At 68.0% G+C, this 17,523-nt stretch carries 18 protein-coding genes; 9 read left to right on the top strand and 9 right to left on the bottom strand.

All coding sequences use genetic code 11. From position 1 onward, the window contains the following. Window positions 1–23: 23 nt before the first annotated feature. A complete protein-coding gene (locus SPYCA_RS09215) occupies window positions 24–1,193 on the bottom strand; it encodes a glycosyltransferase (RefSeq protein WP_120219904.1) in 1,170 nt (389 codons plus the stop codon). Window positions 1,194–1,232: 39 nt separating this feature from the next. Beyond that, window positions 1,233–1,793, bottom strand: coding sequence for a helix-turn-helix domain-containing protein (locus SPYCA_RS09210; RefSeq protein WP_120219903.1), 561 nt, complete (start codon window positions 1,791–1,793; stop codon window positions 1,233–1,235). Between the two features lie 88 nt (window positions 1,794–1,881). Here SPYCA_RS09210 and SPYCA_RS09205 point away from each other — a divergent pair, with 88 nt between their 5' ends. Continuing rightward, window positions 1,882–2,364: a DUF6456 domain-containing protein gene (locus SPYCA_RS09205; protein WP_443029475.1), complete on the top strand. Its 483-nt coding sequence runs from the start codon at window positions 1,882–1,884 to the stop codon at window positions 2,362–2,364. Between the two features lie 286 nt (window positions 2,365–2,650). Continuing rightward, window positions 2,651–3,790: a zinc-binding dehydrogenase gene (locus SPYCA_RS09200; protein ID WP_120219902.1), complete on the top strand. Its 1,140-nt coding sequence runs from the start codon at window positions 2,651–2,653 to the stop codon at window positions 3,788–3,790. Between the two features lie 94 nt (window positions 3,791–3,884). Here SPYCA_RS09200 and SPYCA_RS09195 read toward each other — a convergent pair whose 3' ends face one another. After that, a complete protein-coding gene (locus SPYCA_RS09195) occupies window positions 3,885–4,064 on the bottom strand; it encodes a PspC domain-containing protein (RefSeq protein WP_120219901.1) in 180 nt (59 codons plus the stop codon). Between the two features lie 63 nt (window positions 4,065–4,127). After that, window positions 4,128–4,256: a hypothetical protein gene (locus SPYCA_RS19705; protein ID WP_269462414.1), complete on the bottom strand. Its 129-nt coding sequence runs from the start codon at window positions 4,254–4,256 to the stop codon at window positions 4,128–4,130. Window positions 4,257–4,507: 251 nt separating this feature from the next. Between SPYCA_RS19705 and recF the strand changes: the two genes are divergently transcribed. Beyond that, entirely contained in the window at window positions 4,508–5,617 is a 1,110-nt protein-coding gene (gene recF / locus SPYCA_RS09190) for a DNA replication/repair protein RecF (protein WP_120219900.1), read from the top strand. 109 nt (window positions 5,618–5,726) lie between these two features. Continuing rightward, a complete protein-coding gene (locus SPYCA_RS09185) occupies window positions 5,727–6,788 on the top strand; it encodes a methyltransferase domain-containing protein (protein WP_120219899.1) in 1,062 nt (353 codons plus the stop codon). Window positions 6,789–6,941: 153 nt separating this feature from the next. Here the strand turns inward: SPYCA_RS09185 and obgE are convergent, their stop codons facing one another. After that, window positions 6,942–7,991: a GTPase ObgE gene (gene obgE, locus SPYCA_RS09180; protein WP_120219898.1), complete on the bottom strand. Its 1,050-nt coding sequence runs from the start codon at window positions 7,989–7,991 to the stop codon at window positions 6,942–6,944. 262 nt (window positions 7,992–8,253) lie between these two features. Here obgE and SPYCA_RS09175 point away from each other — a divergent pair, with 262 nt between their 5' ends. Beyond that, complete coding sequence (locus SPYCA_RS09175) at window positions 8,254–9,651, top strand: amino acid permease (RefSeq protein WP_120219897.1); 1,398 nt, start codon at window positions 8,254–8,256, stop codon at window positions 9,649–9,651. A 48-nt stretch (window positions 9,652–9,699) separates the two neighbouring features. Here SPYCA_RS09175 and SPYCA_RS09170 read toward each other — a convergent pair whose 3' ends face one another. Next, window positions 9,700–9,954 (bottom strand): zf-TFIIB domain-containing protein, encoded by a 255-nt coding sequence (locus SPYCA_RS09170; RefSeq protein ID WP_232003658.1) that lies wholly within the window; start codon window positions 9,952–9,954, stop codon window positions 9,700–9,702. 470 nt (window positions 9,955–10,424) lie between these two features. On the opposite strand from SPYCA_RS09170, the gene rplJ reads away from it, so the two are divergent. Further along, window positions 10,425–10,940, top strand: a complete 516-nt coding sequence (rplJ, locus tag SPYCA_RS09165) for a 50S ribosomal protein L10 (RefSeq protein ID WP_120219895.1) — start codon at window positions 10,425–10,427, stop codon at window positions 10,938–10,940. 59 nt (window positions 10,941–10,999) lie between these two features. Beyond that, window positions 11,000–11,377 (top strand): 50S ribosomal protein L7/L12, encoded by a 378-nt coding sequence (rplL, locus tag SPYCA_RS09160; RefSeq protein WP_011541993.1) that lies wholly within the window; start codon window positions 11,000–11,002, stop codon window positions 11,375–11,377. 102 nt (window positions 11,378–11,479) lie between these two features. On the opposite strand, the gene SPYCA_RS09155 is transcribed toward rplL, so the two are convergent. Both SPYCA_RS09155 and SPYCA_RS09150 read right to left on the bottom strand, forming a co-directional pair. Next, the gene (locus SPYCA_RS09155; protein WP_120219894.1) at window positions 11,480–12,508 is read right to left on the bottom strand and encodes a hypothetical protein; all 1,029 of its coding nucleotides are present in this window, start codon (window positions 12,506–12,508) and stop codon (window positions 11,480–11,482) included. Between the two features lie 115 nt (window positions 12,509–12,623). Then, window positions 12,624–14,141 (bottom strand): hypothetical protein, encoded by a 1,518-nt coding sequence (locus SPYCA_RS09150; protein WP_120219893.1) that lies wholly within the window; start codon window positions 14,139–14,141, stop codon window positions 12,624–12,626. A gap of 129 nt (window positions 14,142–14,270) precedes the next feature. Here SPYCA_RS09150 and SPYCA_RS09145 point away from each other — a divergent pair, with 129 nt between their 5' ends. After that, window positions 14,271–15,299: a D-alanine--D-alanine ligase family protein gene (locus SPYCA_RS09145; protein ID WP_120219892.1), complete on the top strand. Its 1,029-nt coding sequence runs from the start codon at window positions 14,271–14,273 to the stop codon at window positions 15,297–15,299. After that, window positions 15,296–16,156, top strand: coding sequence for an NTP transferase domain-containing protein (locus SPYCA_RS09140; protein WP_120219891.1), 861 nt, complete (start codon window positions 15,296–15,298; stop codon window positions 16,154–16,156). Before SPYCA_RS09145 ends, SPYCA_RS09140 begins: the two co-directional genes overlap by 4 nt. On the opposite strand, the gene SPYCA_RS09135 is transcribed toward SPYCA_RS09140, so the two are convergent. After that, window positions 16,077–17,519, bottom strand: a complete 1,443-nt coding sequence (locus SPYCA_RS09135) for an 8'-apo-carotenoid 13,14-cleaving dioxygenase (RefSeq protein ID WP_120219890.1) — start codon at window positions 17,517–17,519, stop codon at window positions 16,077–16,079. The genes SPYCA_RS09140 and SPYCA_RS09135 overlap by 80 nt on opposite strands. Between the last annotated feature and the right edge of the window lie 4 nt (window positions 17,520–17,523).

The raw sequence follows: 17,523 nt of genomic DNA, 5'->3' as shown, positions 1-17,523 counted from the left end.
GACATTCCAATTATCTGCACACCTCAAAACCCCGCGCAGCGCCGCAGATGGTCCGCCAGCTCGCGGCCGTTGCGGTTCCAGTCGAAGCGGCCGTCGAGGCTCGCGGCCACGTCGGCCGGTGAGGGTGGGGCGGCGAGGATGTCCTGCACCGCTTCGGCGATCGCGCCCGGCGTGCGCGGCACGATGCGGCCGGCGGCGGGCAGGCGCACGAGTTCGGCGGCGCCGCCCGCGTCGCTGATGACGATCGGCGTGCCGCAGGCGAGCGCCTCGACCCACGCATTGGCCAGGCCCTCGCTGGCCGAGGGCATGACGACGACGTCGGCGGCGCGATAGAATAACGGCAGGTCGGCATGGGCGACCGGCCCCATGAAATGCACGCGCGCCTCGACGCCAAGCCTTCGCGCGAGCGCGCGGTAGCGGGTTTCCGCTTCGCCCGCACCAGCGAGCCAATAATCCACGCCGGGCAGCGCGGGCAGCGCCGCTATGACGAGCGCCTGCCCCTTGCGTTCGATCAGCGCGCCGACCGAGAGGATCGCGGGCGCGTCGTCGAAGCCGAGCGCCGCGCGCGCCGCGGCGCGGTCGCCGGGATGGAAGCGCGCGGTGTCGATGCCCGTATAATGGACCGCGACCTTTGCCGGGTCGATGCCGATCGCGGCCATGTCGCGGCGCATTGCTTCGGAGACGGCGAGCAGGCCCGCGGCTTTCGCGGCGGCGGCGAGCAACTGCGCGCGCGACGCCGGGGCATGGCCGAAATGGCTGATGTCGGCGCCGCGCGCCTTGACGGAAAAAGGCAGGCCGAGTGCATCCGCGACGCGCATCGCGGCGGGGCCGTCGGGGTAGAAGAATTGCGCGTCGACGACGTCGAACGTCCGGTCCCGGGCCGCGCCGAGCACGGCGCGTGCGATCGCCGCGGGATTGAAGCGCGCGCCATAGCGCGGAATGAGCGTGAAGCGTGGGCGGCGGACGGTGAGGCCGTGCCATATTTCGGCGCGGGGCAGGCTGCGCAGCGCGCGGTAGCGCGGGTGCAGCGAAAGCGGGAAAGGCGGCAGGCCGACCGGCGCGACGACGGTGAGTTCGACGCCCGGCTGCGCGGCGAGCGCGCGCAGGCTTTTTTCGACGAACAGGCCGAAGTTCGGGCGCGCGACGTCGGGAAAGAGGGTGGCGATCGAGAGGATGCGCAGCGGGGCGGTCATGCCTGTCCTCTCATCCGCTCGCAATGACGGGGCTGGCGATCACAGACTGCGCATCAAACGCATCGCGACCGCGGCCCAGGGCGGATTGCTCACGACCTGTTGCCGCTGCCCGGTGCCGAGCGGGAGCAGGTGGAGCTTTTCGCCGTCGACGTTGAGCAGGCGCGCGAAGAAGAAGCGGCCGGCCGGGCGCGGGACGAGCAGGTCGCGGTTGAGCGCCTGCGCCCAGTCACCCTCTATCCGGCGGCACCAGATTTCGTCGCCCGCGCGATAGTCACCGATCGACGAGGTGACGCGCACCGCGACCATATCCTCGCCCGGCCGCGCGGCGAGCGCCTGTTCGGTGCGCGTCGGCGCGTGCGCGCCGTCGGCGCCGAGCAGCGCGGTGATCGTCAGCTGCGCGTCCTGCGGCAACCGCACGAGTTCGGCGGCGTCGACGCCGAGCGCCGCGGCAATGCGGTTCATCCAGCCGAGCGACAGCGTGCGCGTCCCGGTTTCGAGGCGTCCGATCGTCTGCGCGGTCGTCGGCGGATCGCAGCGCCGCGCAACCTCCTCGAGCGTCAACCCCTTGGCGCGGCGGACGGTTCGGATGCTGTTGATCACGGCGGCGTCCTTTCGATAACCAAATCGGTTTTTTCTTTCCTACATAATCATCCAATGTCAAGCCCGTCTCCTTCAGAAGGAGACCGATATGACTGCACGCCGCCTCGAGTCGCGTATCCATCCCGACGATCGGATCGATCCCGGCAAGGCGGGGCCGCAGGTGATGCGGCATGTGACCGTCAATGTCGCCGAAAGCCCGATCGCCTGGCTGGCCTCGCGCGGGCTGCTGACCCCGGCGCAATTGCTGGCGGGCGAGCGGCTGCGCGCCGATTATGAGCGCGCGGGGCTGGCGGCGCGGGTGACGATGCGCTGGGACGCGGCGCCGCCGGGCAAGCGCCGCGGCGGCGCGCGCGCGGCCGAAGCGTCGCTGGCGCGGATTGACGCGCACCGGCGCTTTCACGGCGCGCTCGACGCGGCGGGGCCGGGGCTGGCCGACATCTGCTGGCGCGTGATCTGCGCGGGCGAGGGGATCGGCGGCGCCGAAAAGGCGCTCGGCTGGCCCGCGCGGTCGGGCAAGCTGGTGCTGGGGCTGGCGCTCGACCGCCTCGCGCGTTTTTACGGGACGGGGTAGCGGGGTTGTTCGGTGGAAATGAGCCCCCTGGCGCTTATCCCAATGCGATAAGTGCGCGCGGTACCCCGGCGAAAGCCGGGGTCCAGGGCGTCGAGAAGCCAAGCGCTGCTCTACAACGCCCTGGGCCCCGGCTTTCGCCGGGGTACAGATATTGCTCGACAAGGTGCGAAGGCCCCCTCGGGGGAATGCTTGTGGCGTACAATTTATTGCGCGAACGATTGCCAGCCCTGCCGCATCATCCTATTCCCGTTGCATCCAGAAACTGAAATGCGACGGGAGATGCGCGATGACCGACCTGCCCCAAACCAATCTGACCATGCTGACGCTCGTGAAGCCCGAGGGGCAGCTCGAAGTCTCGCTCGAGCGGCGGCCGATGCCCGAACCGAAACCGCATGAGGTGGTGGTGAAGCTGCTCGCGGCGCCGATCAACCCGTCGGACCTCGGCCTGCTGTTCGGCGGCGCCGACATGAGCACGGCGCGTGCTTCGGAGCAGGGTGGGCTGCCGGTGCTGACCGCCGATGTCCCGCCCGCGGGGATGCGCGCGATGGCGGGGCGCGTGGGCGAGGCGATGGCGATCGGCAACGAGGGCTGCGGCATTGTCGTCGCGGCGGGCGCGTCGGCGGAGGCGCAGGCGCTGCTCGGCAAGACGGTCGCGGTGCTCGGCGGCGAGATGTATGCCGAATATCGCTGCCTGCCGGTGCAGATGGCGATGCCGCTGCCCGATGGCACCGATCCCAGGGACGGCGCCTCCTGCTTCGTCAACCCGCTCACCAGCCTGGCCTTTACCGAGACGATGCGGATGGAGGGACACAGCGCGATCGTCCACACCGCCGCGGCGTCGAACCTGGGCCAGATGCTTGTCAAGATTTGCGCGAAGGACGGCATCCCGCTGGTCAATATCGTGCGCAGCGACGCGCAGGTCGCGCTGCTGAAAGGCATCGGCGCGCAATATGTCGTGAACAGCAGCGCCGACGATTTCATGGACCGGCTGATCGACGCGATCGCCGAAACGGGCGCGACGATCGGTTTCGACGCGACCGGCGGCGGCAAGCTGGCGGGACAGATTTTGACCGCGATGGAGGCGGCGGCGGTGCGGCGCATGACGACATACAGCCGCTATGGCTCCGACACGTTCAAACAGGTCTATATCTATGGCGCGCTCGACCTGTCGCCGACGACTTTTTCGGCGCGCAGTTTCGGCCTGACCTGGGCGCTCGGCGGCTTTTTGCTGACGCCGTTCCTGGCGAAGGCGGGCGCCGAGGTCGTGGGGCGGATGCGCCAGCGCGTCGTCGACGAGCTGACGACGACCTTCAAGAGCCACTACAGCCACGAAATCTCGCTGACCGAGGCGCTCGATGTCGAAACAGCGCAGGCCTATAATGCCAAGCGGACGGGCGAGAAATATCTGATCCGCCCGCACGGATAATCAAAAGGGCCCACCGGCGGTGGCCGGTGAGCCCCTGATTTCGGGAATGGGGGCCGGTGAACGGAGCGCCTGTGGCGACCGGCCCTTGGCTGTCCTATGGCGCGAGGATCGCGACGGTCAGATACAGCAGCAGCGGCAGGCCGAAGCCGAGAAGCGTCAGGGCGACAAAGGCGACGCGCGTCCACAAGACATCGAAGCCGAAGTGGTCCGCCATCCCGGCGCACACGCCGAAGAGGATGCCGCTTTGGCGATTCTTGCGAAAACCCTGTTTCATTTCTTTCCTTTCGATCCCGGCCGGGAAGGCCGGCGTTCTTTCTGAGGGGAGGTTGTCAGCCGATCAGACGATCAGCTGACCGACCTCAGCCCCATTCTGACCGACGATGGCGAGCAGCATCACCGAGGCATAAAGCGAAGCGAAAGCGGCGAGGGCGTAGCTCTTGACGGCGTTGACGTTGAAATGGGCCATGATTTTATCCTTCCTTGAACCTTCCATCCGGACCATCCGGTGGATGCCAACAGTAATGCAGGAGGCGTGCCAATTTCATTCAGCGGCGGTTAACCGCGGTTTTCTGGTTCCGAAAAAAATATGATAGCGCGCGTTTTTCATTGAAATCGAAAAAATTGCCGGAAGACGGGAAAATTCGCTATGTCGTGTCGAGGCGCGGATGCGTGTCGACGCTGGCGTCGCCGCATCGGCTGCGGTAGGCGCGGTCGGGCATGACGCTTGCCCGCCTCTCGATGACCGATTTTCGCAATCACGCCGGCGCGGATCTGGCGGCGGGGCCGGGGCTGGTCGCGCTCCATGGCGACAATGGCGCGGGCAAGACGAACATATTGGAGGCGATCTCGCTGCTCGCGCCGGGGCGCGGGCTGCGTCGCGCGCCGCTGTCCGACATGGTGCGCGACGGTGCGCGTGGCGGCTTTGCGGTCTTTGCCGAGGTAGCGGCGGGCGAGGGGCTGCCGCCGGTGGCGCTGGGGACGGGGATCGAGCCCGCGCAGCCCGGACGGCGCATCGTCCGCATCAACGGCGCGCCCGCCGCCGCGACGGCGCTGGGCGAATGGCTGGCGATTTTGTGGCTGACCCCGGCGATGGACCGACTGTTCGTCGAGACCGCGGGCAACCGGCGGCGCTTCCTCGACCGGCTCGTCCTCGCGCTCGACCCGCGCCACGCGCAACATGGCAACCGCTATGAAGCGGCGCTGCGCGCGCGCGGCAAGCTGCTCGCCGACCTGGCCGCCGCCGATGCGGCGTGGCTCGCGAGCCTCGAGGCGCAGCTTGCCGAGCATGGCGCGGCGATGGACGCGGCGCGGCTCGATACGCTGGCGGCGCTTTCGGCCGAGCTGGCGGGGCAGCCCGACGCGCCCTTCGCGCGGCCGCTGCTCACGCTGGTCGACAGCGAGGGCGTGGAACGCACCGCGCCGCATACGGTCGAGGCGCTGAAGGCGCTGTTCGCCGCGCGCCGGCGGATCGACGCCGCGGCGGGCCGCGCGACCGCGGGGCCGCACCGCGACGATCTGGCGGCGGTGCACGCGGTTACGGGCCGGGCCGCCGCGCGCTGCTCGACGGGCGAGCAAAAGGCGATGCTGCTGTCGCTCGTCCTGGCGCACGGCGATTGCGTTGCGCGGCGGCGCGGGCAGCGGCCGGTGCTGCTGCTCGACGAAGTGGCGGCGCATCTCGACCCGCTGCGGCGTGCGGCGCTCTATGAACGGCTGGCGGCGCAGGGCGGGCAGGCGTGGCTGACCGGCACCGAAGCGGCGCTGTTCGACGCGATGCCGGGGCCGGTAACGCGCTATCGCATCGCGGGCGGGCGGATCGCCGCGGGTTAGCGAGAGCCGACGGGCCTATGTGCCCTTTTGCGGCCGATATGCTATGATGCTTGTCTCAACAAGACCTTCTGGAGAGTCGCGCTACCCCCAACTGGCGAGGAGCGAAACAATGGCTACGGCAATCGATGAAGACAAGCTGCATGCGTTCGTCGGCAAGATGCTCGGCGACGTTGGCGGCGGGATGAGCGTGCCCACGGTGCGGCTGGGATTCCGGCTCGGGCTGTTCGACGCGCTGGCGCAGGCTTCGGCGACGGCGGGCGAACTCGCGGCGCGCGCGGGCGGCCTGCACGAACGCTATGTTCGCGAATGGGCGCTCGCGCAGGCGGCGAACGGCTATATCGACTATGATCCGGGTTCGGATCGCTTCAGCATCGCGCCCGAACAGGCAATGGTGTTCGTGCACAAGGACAGTCCGGTCTATCTGGCGGGCGCGTTCGAGATCATCGCGGCGATGATCGAGGCGGAAAGCAAGGTCGAGGAGTGTTTCCGTCACGGATCGGGCGTGCGCTGGGGCGACCATGCCGGTTGTCTCTTCTGCGCCACGGGCGCCTTTTTCCGGCCGGGTTATGCGAACAATATCGTCCAGGCCTGGATTCCGGCGCTGGGCGGCGTTGAGGCGAAGCTCAAAAAAGGCGCACGCGTCGCCGATGTCGGATGCGGGGTGGGCTTTTCGACGCTGCTGATGGCCGACGCCTATCCCGAGAGCGAATTCGTCGGCTTCGACTTTCACGAACCGTCGATCGCGGAAGCGCGGCGTCATGCCGAGGGGCATGGTTATGGCGACCGGGTGCGCTTTGAAGTGGCGGCCGCAAAGGAAATCGACGAGGACGGCTTTGACCTGATTACAATGTATGACTGTCTGCATGACATGGGCGATCCGCGCGGCTGTGCCCGGCATATGCGCGAGATGCTGGCGCCCGATGGATGCTGGATGATCGTCGAGCCGATCGCGGGCGACCGACCGGCAGAAAATATGAACCCGGTCGGGCGGCTCTATTACAACGCCTCGACGATGATCTGCGTGCCGACGTCGCTCGATCAGGAGGTCGGCGAGGCGCTCGGCGCGCAGGCGGGTGAAGCGCGGCTGTCGCAGATCGTGCGCGAGGGCGGCTTCGCCAGCGTTCGGCGTGCGACCGAGGGGCCGTTCAACATGGTGATCGAGGCGCGCTGAGGCTTCCACGCTAAATGAAAATACCGTGTGTCCCCGCGGAGCCGAAGGCGGCGCGTAGCGCCAACGCGGGGATCCATCGCCCGTCGGTTCCATCTTGCACGGACCGCAGATGGGCTCCCGCCTTCGCGGGAGCACACCAAAATATTCGGAGGATCAAATCGGCGACCAGTCGCCTCCGTCGCCCTCTTCCTCGTCGGGATCGGCACCTGGCCCCGGCTCGCCCACCGCCTCGAGCAGCTTGTCGAGCACCGGCTCGATCCCCGCGCCGCTCGCGCCCGACAGCGCCATCACCGGATGGCCGCTCGCCTCGGCGAGTTCGGCCGACAGCGCAGCGATCAGCTCGTCGTCGAGCGTGTCGATCTTGTTGAGCGCGACAATCACCGGCTTGTCGATCAGGTCGGCGCCATAGGCTTCGAGCTCGTCGCGCACGATGCGGTAGCTCGTTGCGACATCCTCGTCATTGGCGTCGACGAGGTGGAGCAGCACGCGGCAGCGCTCGATATGGCCGAGGAAGCGGTCGCCGACCCCGGCGCCTTCGGCCGCGCCCGCGATCAGCCCCGGAATGTCGGCGATGACAAACTCGTGCCCCTTGTGGCTGACAACGCCGAGTTGCGGACGCAGCGTGGTAAAGGCATAGGCGCCGACCTTGGCCTGCGCATTGGTGACGGCGTTGATGAAGGTCGACTTGCCGGCGTTGGGCAGGCCGACGAGGCCCGCGTCGGCGAGCAGTTTCAGCCGCAGCCACACCCACATTTCCTCGCCCGGCCAGCCCGGCCCATGCTGGCGCGGGGCGCGATTGGTCGAGCTCTTGTAGCTGGCGTTGCCGCGCCCGCCGTCGCCGCCGCGCAGGAAATGGATGCGCTCGCCCGCTTTGGTAAGGTCGGCGAGCAGGCTGCGCTCTTCGTCGTCGGCGAGGATCTGGGTGCCGACCGGCACCTGGATGACCAGATCGGGGCCGCCCGCGCCGGTGCGGTCGCGGCCCGCGCCGGGGGCGCCGCGCTTCGCCTTGAAATGCTGCGTGTAGCGAAAGTCGATGAGCGTGTTGAGCCCGGCGACCGCCTCGAACACAATGTCGCCGCCCTTGCCGCCGTTGCCGCCGTCGGGGCCGCCATATTCGATATATTTTTCGCGCCGGAAGCTCACGGCGCCAGGGCCGCCGTCGCCCGACTTGATGAAGATTTTGGCCTGGTCCAGAAAGTGCATCGCGGGTCTCTAAAACAACATCGGGTCGGGGTAACATAGCCCTGTTTCGTCATTCCGGCGAAGGCCGGAATCTCACCCGCGCTTGTCCACGCGACGGTGAGATTCCGGCCTTCGCCGGAATGACGATTCTGGGGAAGCTGGCATTGCTCTAGGCGCAATGGCCGACTTTGGCTAGGTCGGGCGACGCAGCTTGCGTTGCCGCCCGGTGCGCTTACAAGCGGCCAACGTCAAAAGCCATAATCGAACAAAGGGGAGTCACTTTATGTCCGACAGCCTGCTGCGTCGCAAATCGATCGTCCCGGACCAGCCGGGCGGGCAAGGGCTGGCGCGCACATTGGGCTGGCCGCACCTCATTGCGCTGGGCGTCGGCGCGATCGTCGGCACGGGCATCCTGACGCTGATCGGCGTCGGCGCCGACAAGGCGGGACCGGCGGTGATCCTGTCATTCGCCGTCGCCGGGCTGATCTGCGCCTGCGCGGCGCTCGCCTATGCCGAAATGGCGACGATGATCCCGGCATCGGGCAGCGCCTATACCTACAGCTATGTGGTGATCGGCGAGATCATCGCCTGGGTCGTCGGGTGGAGCCTGATCCTCGAATACTCGCTGGTGGTGAGCGCGGTCGCGGTCGGCTGGTCGGGCTATGCGGCGCCGCTGCTCGAAGCGTGGGCCGGCGCGCCGATGGCGCTGATGCAGGGGCCGGAGCTGGGCGGCATCGTCAACCTGCCGGCGATCGCGATCATCGCCGCGGTCGCCGGGATGCTGCTCGTCGGCACGCGTGAAAGCGCGACGGTCAATGCGATTCTCGTGCTGGTCAAGATCGCCGCGCTCGCGGTGTTCGTCGCGGTCGCGCTGCCCGCTTTCGACGCCGCGAACCTCGAACCCTTCAGTCCCTATGGCTTTGCCAAGCATATGGGCCCCGACGGGGTCGAGCGCGGGGTGATGGCCGCCGCGGCGATCATCTTCTTTGCCTTCTACGGCTTCGACGCGATCGCGACCGCGGCCGAGGAAGCGAAGAACCCCGACCGCGACCTCAAGATCGGCATTATCGGGTCGATGCTCGCCTGCGTCGCCATCTATATCGCGGTCGCGGTCGCCGCGGTCGGCGCGATCGCCTACACCCGCTTCGCCAACAGCCCCGAACCGCTTGCGCTGATCCTGCGCGAGCTTGGCAGTCCGCTCGCGGCGCAATATCTTGGCGTTTCGGCGGTCATCGCGCTGCCGACGGTGATCCTCGCCTTCTTCTATGGGCAGAGCCGCATCTTCTTTACGATGGCGCGCGACGGGCTGCTCCCCGCGAGCCTTGCGAAGCTGTCGTCGCGCGGGACGCCGGTGCGGATCACCATCTTCACCGCGATCGTCGTCGCGATCCTTGCGGGTTTCATTCCGCTGGGCGAGCTGGCCGCGCTCGCCAACGCGGGCACGCTCGCCGCCTTTACCGCGGTGGCCATCTGTATGCTGATCATGCGCCGCCGCGCTCCGCAAGCGCCGCGCACCTTCCGCGCGCCCCTGCCGTGGGTGGTCGGGCTCGGCGCGATCGGCGGCTGTATCTATCTCTTCTTCAGCCTGCCGGTGCAGACGCAGCTTTGGTTCCTGATCTGGAACATCGCGGGGCTTGCGGTCTATTTCCTCTATGCGCGCCGTCATGCGGTGACGGATTGATCGGCGGCGCCATCTTAGGGGCGCGCCTGACGACGCGCCGCGTCCCGATCAATCGAACAATTCGCTGAGGAAACTCTTATATTTCTTCTTGTGGGGCTTGCCATAATAGCGGTCGTCATAACCGCGTTCGCGATAGTCGGGTTCGCGATATTGCGGCGGCGGGGGCGCCGCCTGCGGCCGTGCCGGGGCGGGCGTGCTCGCGGTTTCGCTGCGCTCGATGATCTTGTCGAGTTCGCCGCGATCGAGCCAGACGCCGCGGCATTGCGGGCAATAGTCGATCTCGATCCCCTGTCGTTCGGACATGACAAGGTTCACGCGGCAAGTCGGGCACAGCAGCCCCTGGGCATCGGTCACGGACGGTCCTTTCTCTATCCTCTCGGACGCCAACGCCGCGGAGCGCGGGGCGTTCCATATACAGATATGCTCCAGGCGGCGATCGACAAGGGCGCCGGTCCGACAGGCTGGACCGCCACATGCTTGACTCCGCCACGATTCGGGTTATGAGCGCCCGCGTGTTGTCGGGGCTTTGCTCTGGCAATTCCGTCCGAGACAGTTGGTGAAGGGGATATGCCCTTCTTAATTTCCAGCCGAGACGGGGAACAGTCTTTTATCGGTCGCCCGCCTGATGCGTCAGGCGCCAGCGGCTTGACCGACCCCATCGGACATCGTTGCGTCAAGGACAGGCGGGCTTTCGCTCCTCTGGCTCTGGCGTGTGTTAGCCGCCCGGCGGCGCGGGTTCGCTCGCGCGTCCGGGCATGAGTGGAGAAACAGGCATGGATCGTGCTGAAAAGGCCGAAGCCGTATCCTCGCTGAATGCTACGCTGTCGAATGCCGCCGCGGTTGTGATCGTTCGCAACCTCGGTCTCACCGTCGCCCAGTCGACGGTGCTTCGCCAGCAGATGCGCGACGCGGGTGCGAACTTCAAGGTCACGAAGAACCGCCTGGCCAAGATCGCGCTCGATGGCACTTCCTACACCGGCATCGGCGACCTGCTGACCGGCCCCACCGCAATCGCTTCGTCCACCGACCCGGTGGCTGCGGCGAAGATCGCGGTGGAGTTTGCCAAGACCAACGACAAGCTTGAAATCGTTGGCGGCGGCATGGGGGATATGGTCCTCGACGTGGAAGGCGTGAAGGCGCTTGCATCGCTGCCGTCGCTCGACGAGCTGCGCGGCAAGCTTGTCGGCCTGCTCCAGGCTCCGGCCACCAAGGTCGCCCAGATTGCGGCGGCTCCGGCCGGTCAGCTGGCGCGGGTCTTTGGCGCTTATGGCGCCAAGGAAGCGGCATAAGACTTTTACCTACCCCGAAACAATTCACCGGGCTTTCCCGGTTCTGATGGAGAATGAAAATGGCTGATCTTGCAAAGATCGTTGAAGACCTGTCGGCGCTGACCGTTCTGGAAGCTGCCGAGCTTTCGAAGCTGCTCGAAGAAAAGTGGGGCGTTTCGGCCGCCGCTGCCGTCGCGGTTGCCGCGCCGGGTGGCGCGGGCGCCGCTGCTCCCGCCGCTGAAGAAAAGGACGAGTTCGACGTCATCCTGACCGGCGACGGCGGCAACAAGATCAACGTGATCAAGGAAGTCCGCGCGATCACCGGCCTGGGTCTGGGCGAAGCCAAGGCGCTGGTCGAAGGCGCGCCGAAGGCCGTCAAGGAAGGCGCCAGCAAGGCCGAAGCCGAAGAGCTGAAGAAGAAGCTCGAAGCGGCCGGTGCGACCGTCGAACTGAAGTAATTCGGCTCGCCGTCGGCGGGGTTTCCCGCCGCGCTGCGACGAAAAGGAAAAGGGCGGTGCCGCGCGGCGCCGCCCTTTTTCGTTGCACGCCGGGCAAGGGGGTCAGGAGCGCGAGAAGCCAGGGCGGAGGGCGCGGTGTCCGCGCGCCGGAGCGGGGCGGCCGACCGCCTGCTCCTGCGGCGCGGCGGGGATGTCGTACGGCGAAATCTCCCACGCGCCGACGGGCTTGCGCGTCCTGTCCTTCTGCGCACCGAGCATCTCGGCATAGGCAAGGCGTTCCTGCCGGTCGAAGAAGCGCGCGCGCTTCAGCCGCTTCGATAGCGTGACGAAGGGATTGTCCGGCGTCGGACCCGTCATCGCCATCGCTTCGTGACGGCCCATGCTGCCGCTCGGCGCCGCCACGAAGGCCGGGGTCGAGCGCACCGGGGTCGCGGCATAAGCAGGCGTAACCCATGGCTGATCGGTCGGCCGGGCGGCGGGCATCGTCAGCGGCCGCGGTTCGGGGTTTTCGACTGCTCCGGCTTCGATGCGGCGACGGCGCGCAAGGACCAGGCTTGCACCGCCGAGCGCGATCAGCGCGACGGCGGCGCCGACGAGTTCCCATGGGAACTCGTCGGGCGCTGCCGGTTCGGCGGCGGAGGCCGCGCGGGCCGTCGTCGCGGCGGGTGGCGCGATCGTGGGCGATGTGGCGCGCGCCGTCCCGGCAATCGGATCGCTGCGCGGCGGTTCGGCGGTCGATGTGGTTGCGCCGGGTGCGGCAGCGGGTGTCGCCGGAGCCTGCCGCGCGCTCCGCTCGCTGCGCGCCTGTGTCTGGGCCCGCCTGGCGGACGGCGCCGCCGGTTCGGCTTCGGTCGGTGCGGATTCGGCGGGGGCGATGTCGAGCGGGACGCGGATCACCGGCGGCGGCGCGGCGGGCGGCGTCGATTGCGCGGCAGGGCGCTGCACGGCAGGGGGCGAGACCATTGCGGGGCCGGTTTCGGGCGCCGTTGGCGCCGTGTCGGGCGCAGGAGCCGCGACCGGCGGTGTCATCGATATCGTCGTTTCCTGCGCGAAAGCGGCGGGTGCGGACAGGACCAGGAGTGCGGCAATCGCGCTCGTGGCGGGGCGGATGAGGGCGATATTCTTTGTCATAGGCACAACAAACGAGCGTGCGGCGCACAACGCTGCCCAAAGCAACGATTTTCCGCGACGAGCCGTGGCGGCGCGGCGGCCGGGCGACGTTCGGGATCCGATTCGGCGCGGGCAATCAGGCGAGCGCGACGGGAGTCTTTCGATCGAGCGTGACGTCGGCCGCGGCGGCAATCGCCCGTTCGATCAGCGCCATATCGTCGCCGAGCCGCCGGTCGAGCGCCGCGGGAACGAGGGCCGCGAACTCGGCGATCAGCGGCATCGACAGCGACAGGCGGAGCGTCCCCGCGCTGCGCCCGTCGGGGAGGCGGTGCGTCCTGACCGGCTGGCCGAGGCGGATTTCGCGGCCCGTGTCGCGGCGCGCGTGCCGCGCGATATGCGCGTGCAGCGCGCGGGCGGCATCGAGGTCGCAGTCCGGCCATCGCGCGGAGAGGTCGATCGTGCGCAGCGTCTGCGTCGCGAGGCACGATACGCCGCCCGCGCCGGGCACTTCGGCAACGCCAAGGCGTCCTGCCATGTCGGCGGCGTACTGACAGAAGCGCGCCGATACCGCGGCGACCCGATCGTCGGGCACGGCGGCGAAGCGCTCGATTTCGCTCAGCGCGGCTTCGAGCCGCAGCAGCAGGCCGAAATTGCCGCGCGCGTCGAGCGCATCGACGCCCGGCCAGTCGGCGGGCCATTCGGCGCGACAGGCGATCCGGCGCAGTCCTCGTGGCAAGGGGCGGACGCGCGCGCGGATCGCCGCGGGGACGAACGCGAAGCCGCTGAACGGCGGGCCGCCCGCGAACTTCGACCCGGTAAGCATCACGATGCAGCCAAGGTCGAGATAGCGACGCACGCCAGCGGGCGCGATGCGCAGCTGGCAGGCGTCGACCACGACGGTCATCGCGTCGCCATGCGCCGCGACCAGCCGCTCGACATCGGGCAGCGCGGGGAGCGTCAGGCCCGATTTCGATCCGTGGACGACATGGACGACCGCGCGGCGCCCCACGGCGACGGCGCGCGCGACATGCCGCGCAAGCTCGCCCGCGACCGCCGCCGAGGCGCGCGGCTGGCCGCTGTCGTCGCGGACGGGCACGTCGACCAGTTCGGTGCCCGCGAAAACCGGATCGATCGCCGCCTGCGCGACGACGCGCGCGCCGATCGCCGTCTCTTCGGCAAAGAAGCGCCCCGCAGCGCTGTGGACGCAGCCGCTGCCCACCTCGTCGCGGCCGAGCAGGATCGCGGTGAGCGGGCGCCCGTCATGGGCGGCGGCGAGCCCGGCGTATTCAAGGTCGGTGCCCGACGCGGCAAAGATGATGGCGGTGCCGTCATCGAGCCCGAAATAGCGGGTGAGACCGTCGCGGATCGCATCGAGTTCGCGGGCATAATCGTCCGCCGCGACGGGGCGGTCCAGCCGGGGACGCCAGCGGCGCAGCAAGGCCGCGAAGGCGTGATCGGAAATGCTGCTGATCGTCGATGATCCATAGGCAAGCGCGTCGCTGGGCGCGGCGCTGGCGTGATACTGGTTGCGCCCCGCGGCGTCGAGCCGGATGCGCCGGTCGCCGCCGCTGACCAGTAGCTGGGTCAATCGCGCCGCGTCGCGCCCGTCGGGGTGCAGGGCGCGGGCATCGAGACCTTTGGGAGAGAGACGCATCGGGCATCCTATGGAGGAGGAGAGCGCGGCCGGTTTACCGGGAAAGCATGACAGAGATTTGGCGTTTGCGTTGCAGCGCCGTCATCAAAAGGTCATCGCGGTGTAACCCCGATATGGTGTCGCGGCGCCATGCAGACCGATCATCTCGAGCCCACCAGGCTGCCCGACCGCCTGCGCGCGACGCAGCGGCTTTTGTTCGTCGCCAAACATGCCAACTGGACCGGCGGACTTCACCCCGAGGACGGCAATCACGCCGTCTATCACCGCGAAACGCGCGAGATACTCCAGGGCCTGGGAATGCCGCTGCTCGTCGCCGACCGCTATGAGGCGCTGTTCGAGCGGCCGGACGCCGACTTTGTCTTTCCGCTGCTCAATCGCGGCGGCTTTTTCAATTCGGAGATGCTGCTGCCGCTGCTGTGCAACCGGCTCGGCCTTCCCTATGTCGGCGCCTCGCCGATCGTGCGCGGCCTGTCCGACGACAAGCATCTGACCAAGCTGGAAGCGGCCGCGCGCGGCGTGCCGACCGCGCGCTGGACGCTGTTCCGCCGCGGCGCGCCGGTCGATGTGTCGCGCTGCCCGCCCGCGCGCCGCTGGGTCGTCAAGCCGAACAACAGCTCGGCGTCGTGGGGGCTGCGCGACGCGCACGACCGGAGCGAGCTGGCGCGCGCAGTGGCAGAAGTTCACGCGCTCGACCATGACGCGCTCGTCGAACCCTTTATCGAGGGCAGCGACGTCGAGGTGCCCGTCATCACGTTGCGCGGCGCGCCCGCGATGCTGCCGATGATGATTTTTGAACAGGCCGATCCCGGCCATTTGCGCACCTATCAGGAAAAGCGCGACCTGGTCGACCGCAGCCAGAAATACAGGCTGAAACTGTTCGACGATGCGGCGATGGCCGCGCGCCTGATCGACTATACCGCGCGGATGGCCGATGTTTTCCGTCCCTTCGATTATGGCCGCTTCGAGTTTCGCGTCGATTTCGCGACCGGCGAGATCCGGCTGCTCGAGGTCAATCTCAACTGCAACCTGTGGTCCGAAAAAGTGTTCGGGCGCGCCGCGGTTGCCGCGGGTTTCAGCCAGGCCGACCTGATCGAAACGATCGTCGCCGAAAGCATGATCCGCCAGCTCGTCGGCTTTGCGCGCAAGGATGCGGCGTGAGCGGGGCGATCCTGATCCTCGCGGGTCGGCGGCCGGGCGCGGTCGATGCGCTCGCGGAGGCGCATGGCGTCGCCGACAAATGCCTGGTTTCCGTCGCCGGGCGGCCGATGATCGCGCATGTGCTCGAAAGCGCCGCGGCGACGGCGGCGAAGCAGATTTTCGTCTCGACGCACCATGAAGGCTTGTTGGGCGAGCTGGCCGATCCGGTGGTCGAGCGGCTGGGCGCGCGGCTGGTCGTCGTGCCGGCAGCGGACAATCTGGCGGACTCGGTGCTGGGCGTCGCCGAGCGCGCGGCGTTTCCGCTTTTTGTCACGACGGCTGACAATTGCCTGCTGACTCCGGCGACGATCGACGAGATCGGCCGCGAAGCGGCGCGGCTGGGGTGCGAGGCGGGGGTCGCGCTGGCGCGGCGCGAGGATGTGCTCGCGGTTCACCCGCAAGGCCAGCGGCGCTTTTACGAGTTTTCCGACGTCGCCGTGTCGAACTGCAACGCCTATTGGATCGGCCATCGCGGCGCGCTCAAGGCGGCCGAGGCGTTTCGCGGTGGCGGGCAGTTCGTCAAGAAGCCGCTGCGCGTGATGCAGGCTTTCGGTTTCGTGAACCTGCTGCGCTTCCGTTTCGGACTGGGGCCGATCCACCATATTTTCCGGCGCATCTCGCGCCACATGGGGGTCGAGGTCGCCCCGTTGCTGGTCAGCGACGGGGCGACGGCGATCGACGTCGACAATGAGCGGTCGCTGCGCGTGACCGAGGCGCTGATGCAGCGCGCCGCGCCCGTCAGTCCGCGATCCAGTTCCCGTGGAAGCCAGGCGGAACGCGGTGCGGCAGATGGACGACGGCTTGCGGCGACCCGGTGAAATCGTCGGCGTTCAGGATGACGAGATCGGTGGTCTCGTCGTTCATGTCGACGACGAGGCCGATCAGCCAGCCGTCATCCTCCGCCCCCGCCGCGCTGCGCGGGACAAAGACGAACTCGCCGGGGTGGCGGCCGGGTCCGAAATCGTGAATGGCGGTCGTGCCCGTTTCCAGATCGTGGCGGAATAGCCGGGTATCGGCGATTTCCATTTCGGTCGTCGCCCGATCGGGCAGCGCGACGGCATAGGCAAAGCGATAGGGCCGCGTCGTCCGCCGCTCGTCATAGCGCGGAAACTCCTGCGCATGATCGTGGATGACGGCGCGCGTCGTCGTGCGCGCGGCGGGGTCGATCGTCCAGCGCTCCATGCGCGACCTTTCGCTGTCGGGGCCACGTTTCGAGCTGGCGAACATCGTGTCGTGCGCGACGACATCGACGATCACCTTGCCGTCGGCGGTTTCAAAGGCGTTGGCGGGGTGGAAGACGTAGCAGGGATCGACCGGCACCCAGACGACCTCATCGCCGCGGCCCTTGCGGGGGAGCAGGCCGACGCGCGCCGGGTGATTATCGTTCCACGCATAGGGAAATTGATAGCCCGCGAGCAGCATCTTCATCGAGAAGGTGACGGGCAGGTCAAAGACGAGCACGTAATTTTCGGTGATCGCGCAGTCGTGGATCGAGGGGCCGTCGCTGACCGCAATCGGCTCTTCACGCACCACATGCGCCTGGGTGTCGAGGACGACGTGCCAGACCTTGTTCGGTTCGTCGCCGCGATAGGTGATCGCGTGCGTTTCGCCGGTGAAGGGATCGACATGCGGATGCGCCGTATAGGGACCAGCGAGTGTGCCGTCGAAAGGATTGTGTGCGATCGTACCGAGTTCATAATCGAGCTCGACCGGCTTACCGCCCGCCTCGACGATCGCGAAGGTCCGCCCGGCGAACCCCACGACATTGGTGTTCGGCGCATCATTGCGGTCTTCGCGCGGGCCGGGCGGCAAGTCTTCGCCGAGCGCGGCGCACGCCTCGGCGCCGCGGACCCAGCGGTTGCGGTACCAGCGAGCCGCGCCGCCTTCGATGCGGATGCCGTGGACCATGCCGGCGCCGATGAACCAGTGATAGCTGGCGGGATCGGGCGGCGCGGCCGGATTGGGGCCGTTGCGCAGATAGCGGCCGCGCAGCGCGGCGGGGATTTCGCCATCGACGCGCAGCGCCTCGATCGTCAGTTCCTCGGTCATCGGTTTGTGAATGCTGGTGAGGAAGGGGTGGGCGTCGGCGGGGCGGGGAAGGCGGCGGCGGTTGAAATCGGCGACCTTGCCGATGGTTTTGACGACGGCGCCGCGGATCAGCGTTTCGACATTGCTTGCCATGGTC

Source organism: Sphingopyxis sp. FD7 (genome assembly GCF_003609835.1).
In the GTDB taxonomy this organism is placed as follows: domain Bacteria; phylum Pseudomonadota; class Alphaproteobacteria; order Sphingomonadales; family Sphingomonadaceae; genus Sphingopyxis.
Note: the sequence above shows the minus strand (reverse complement) of the source record. Positions and strands in the feature narration are given on the sequence as shown.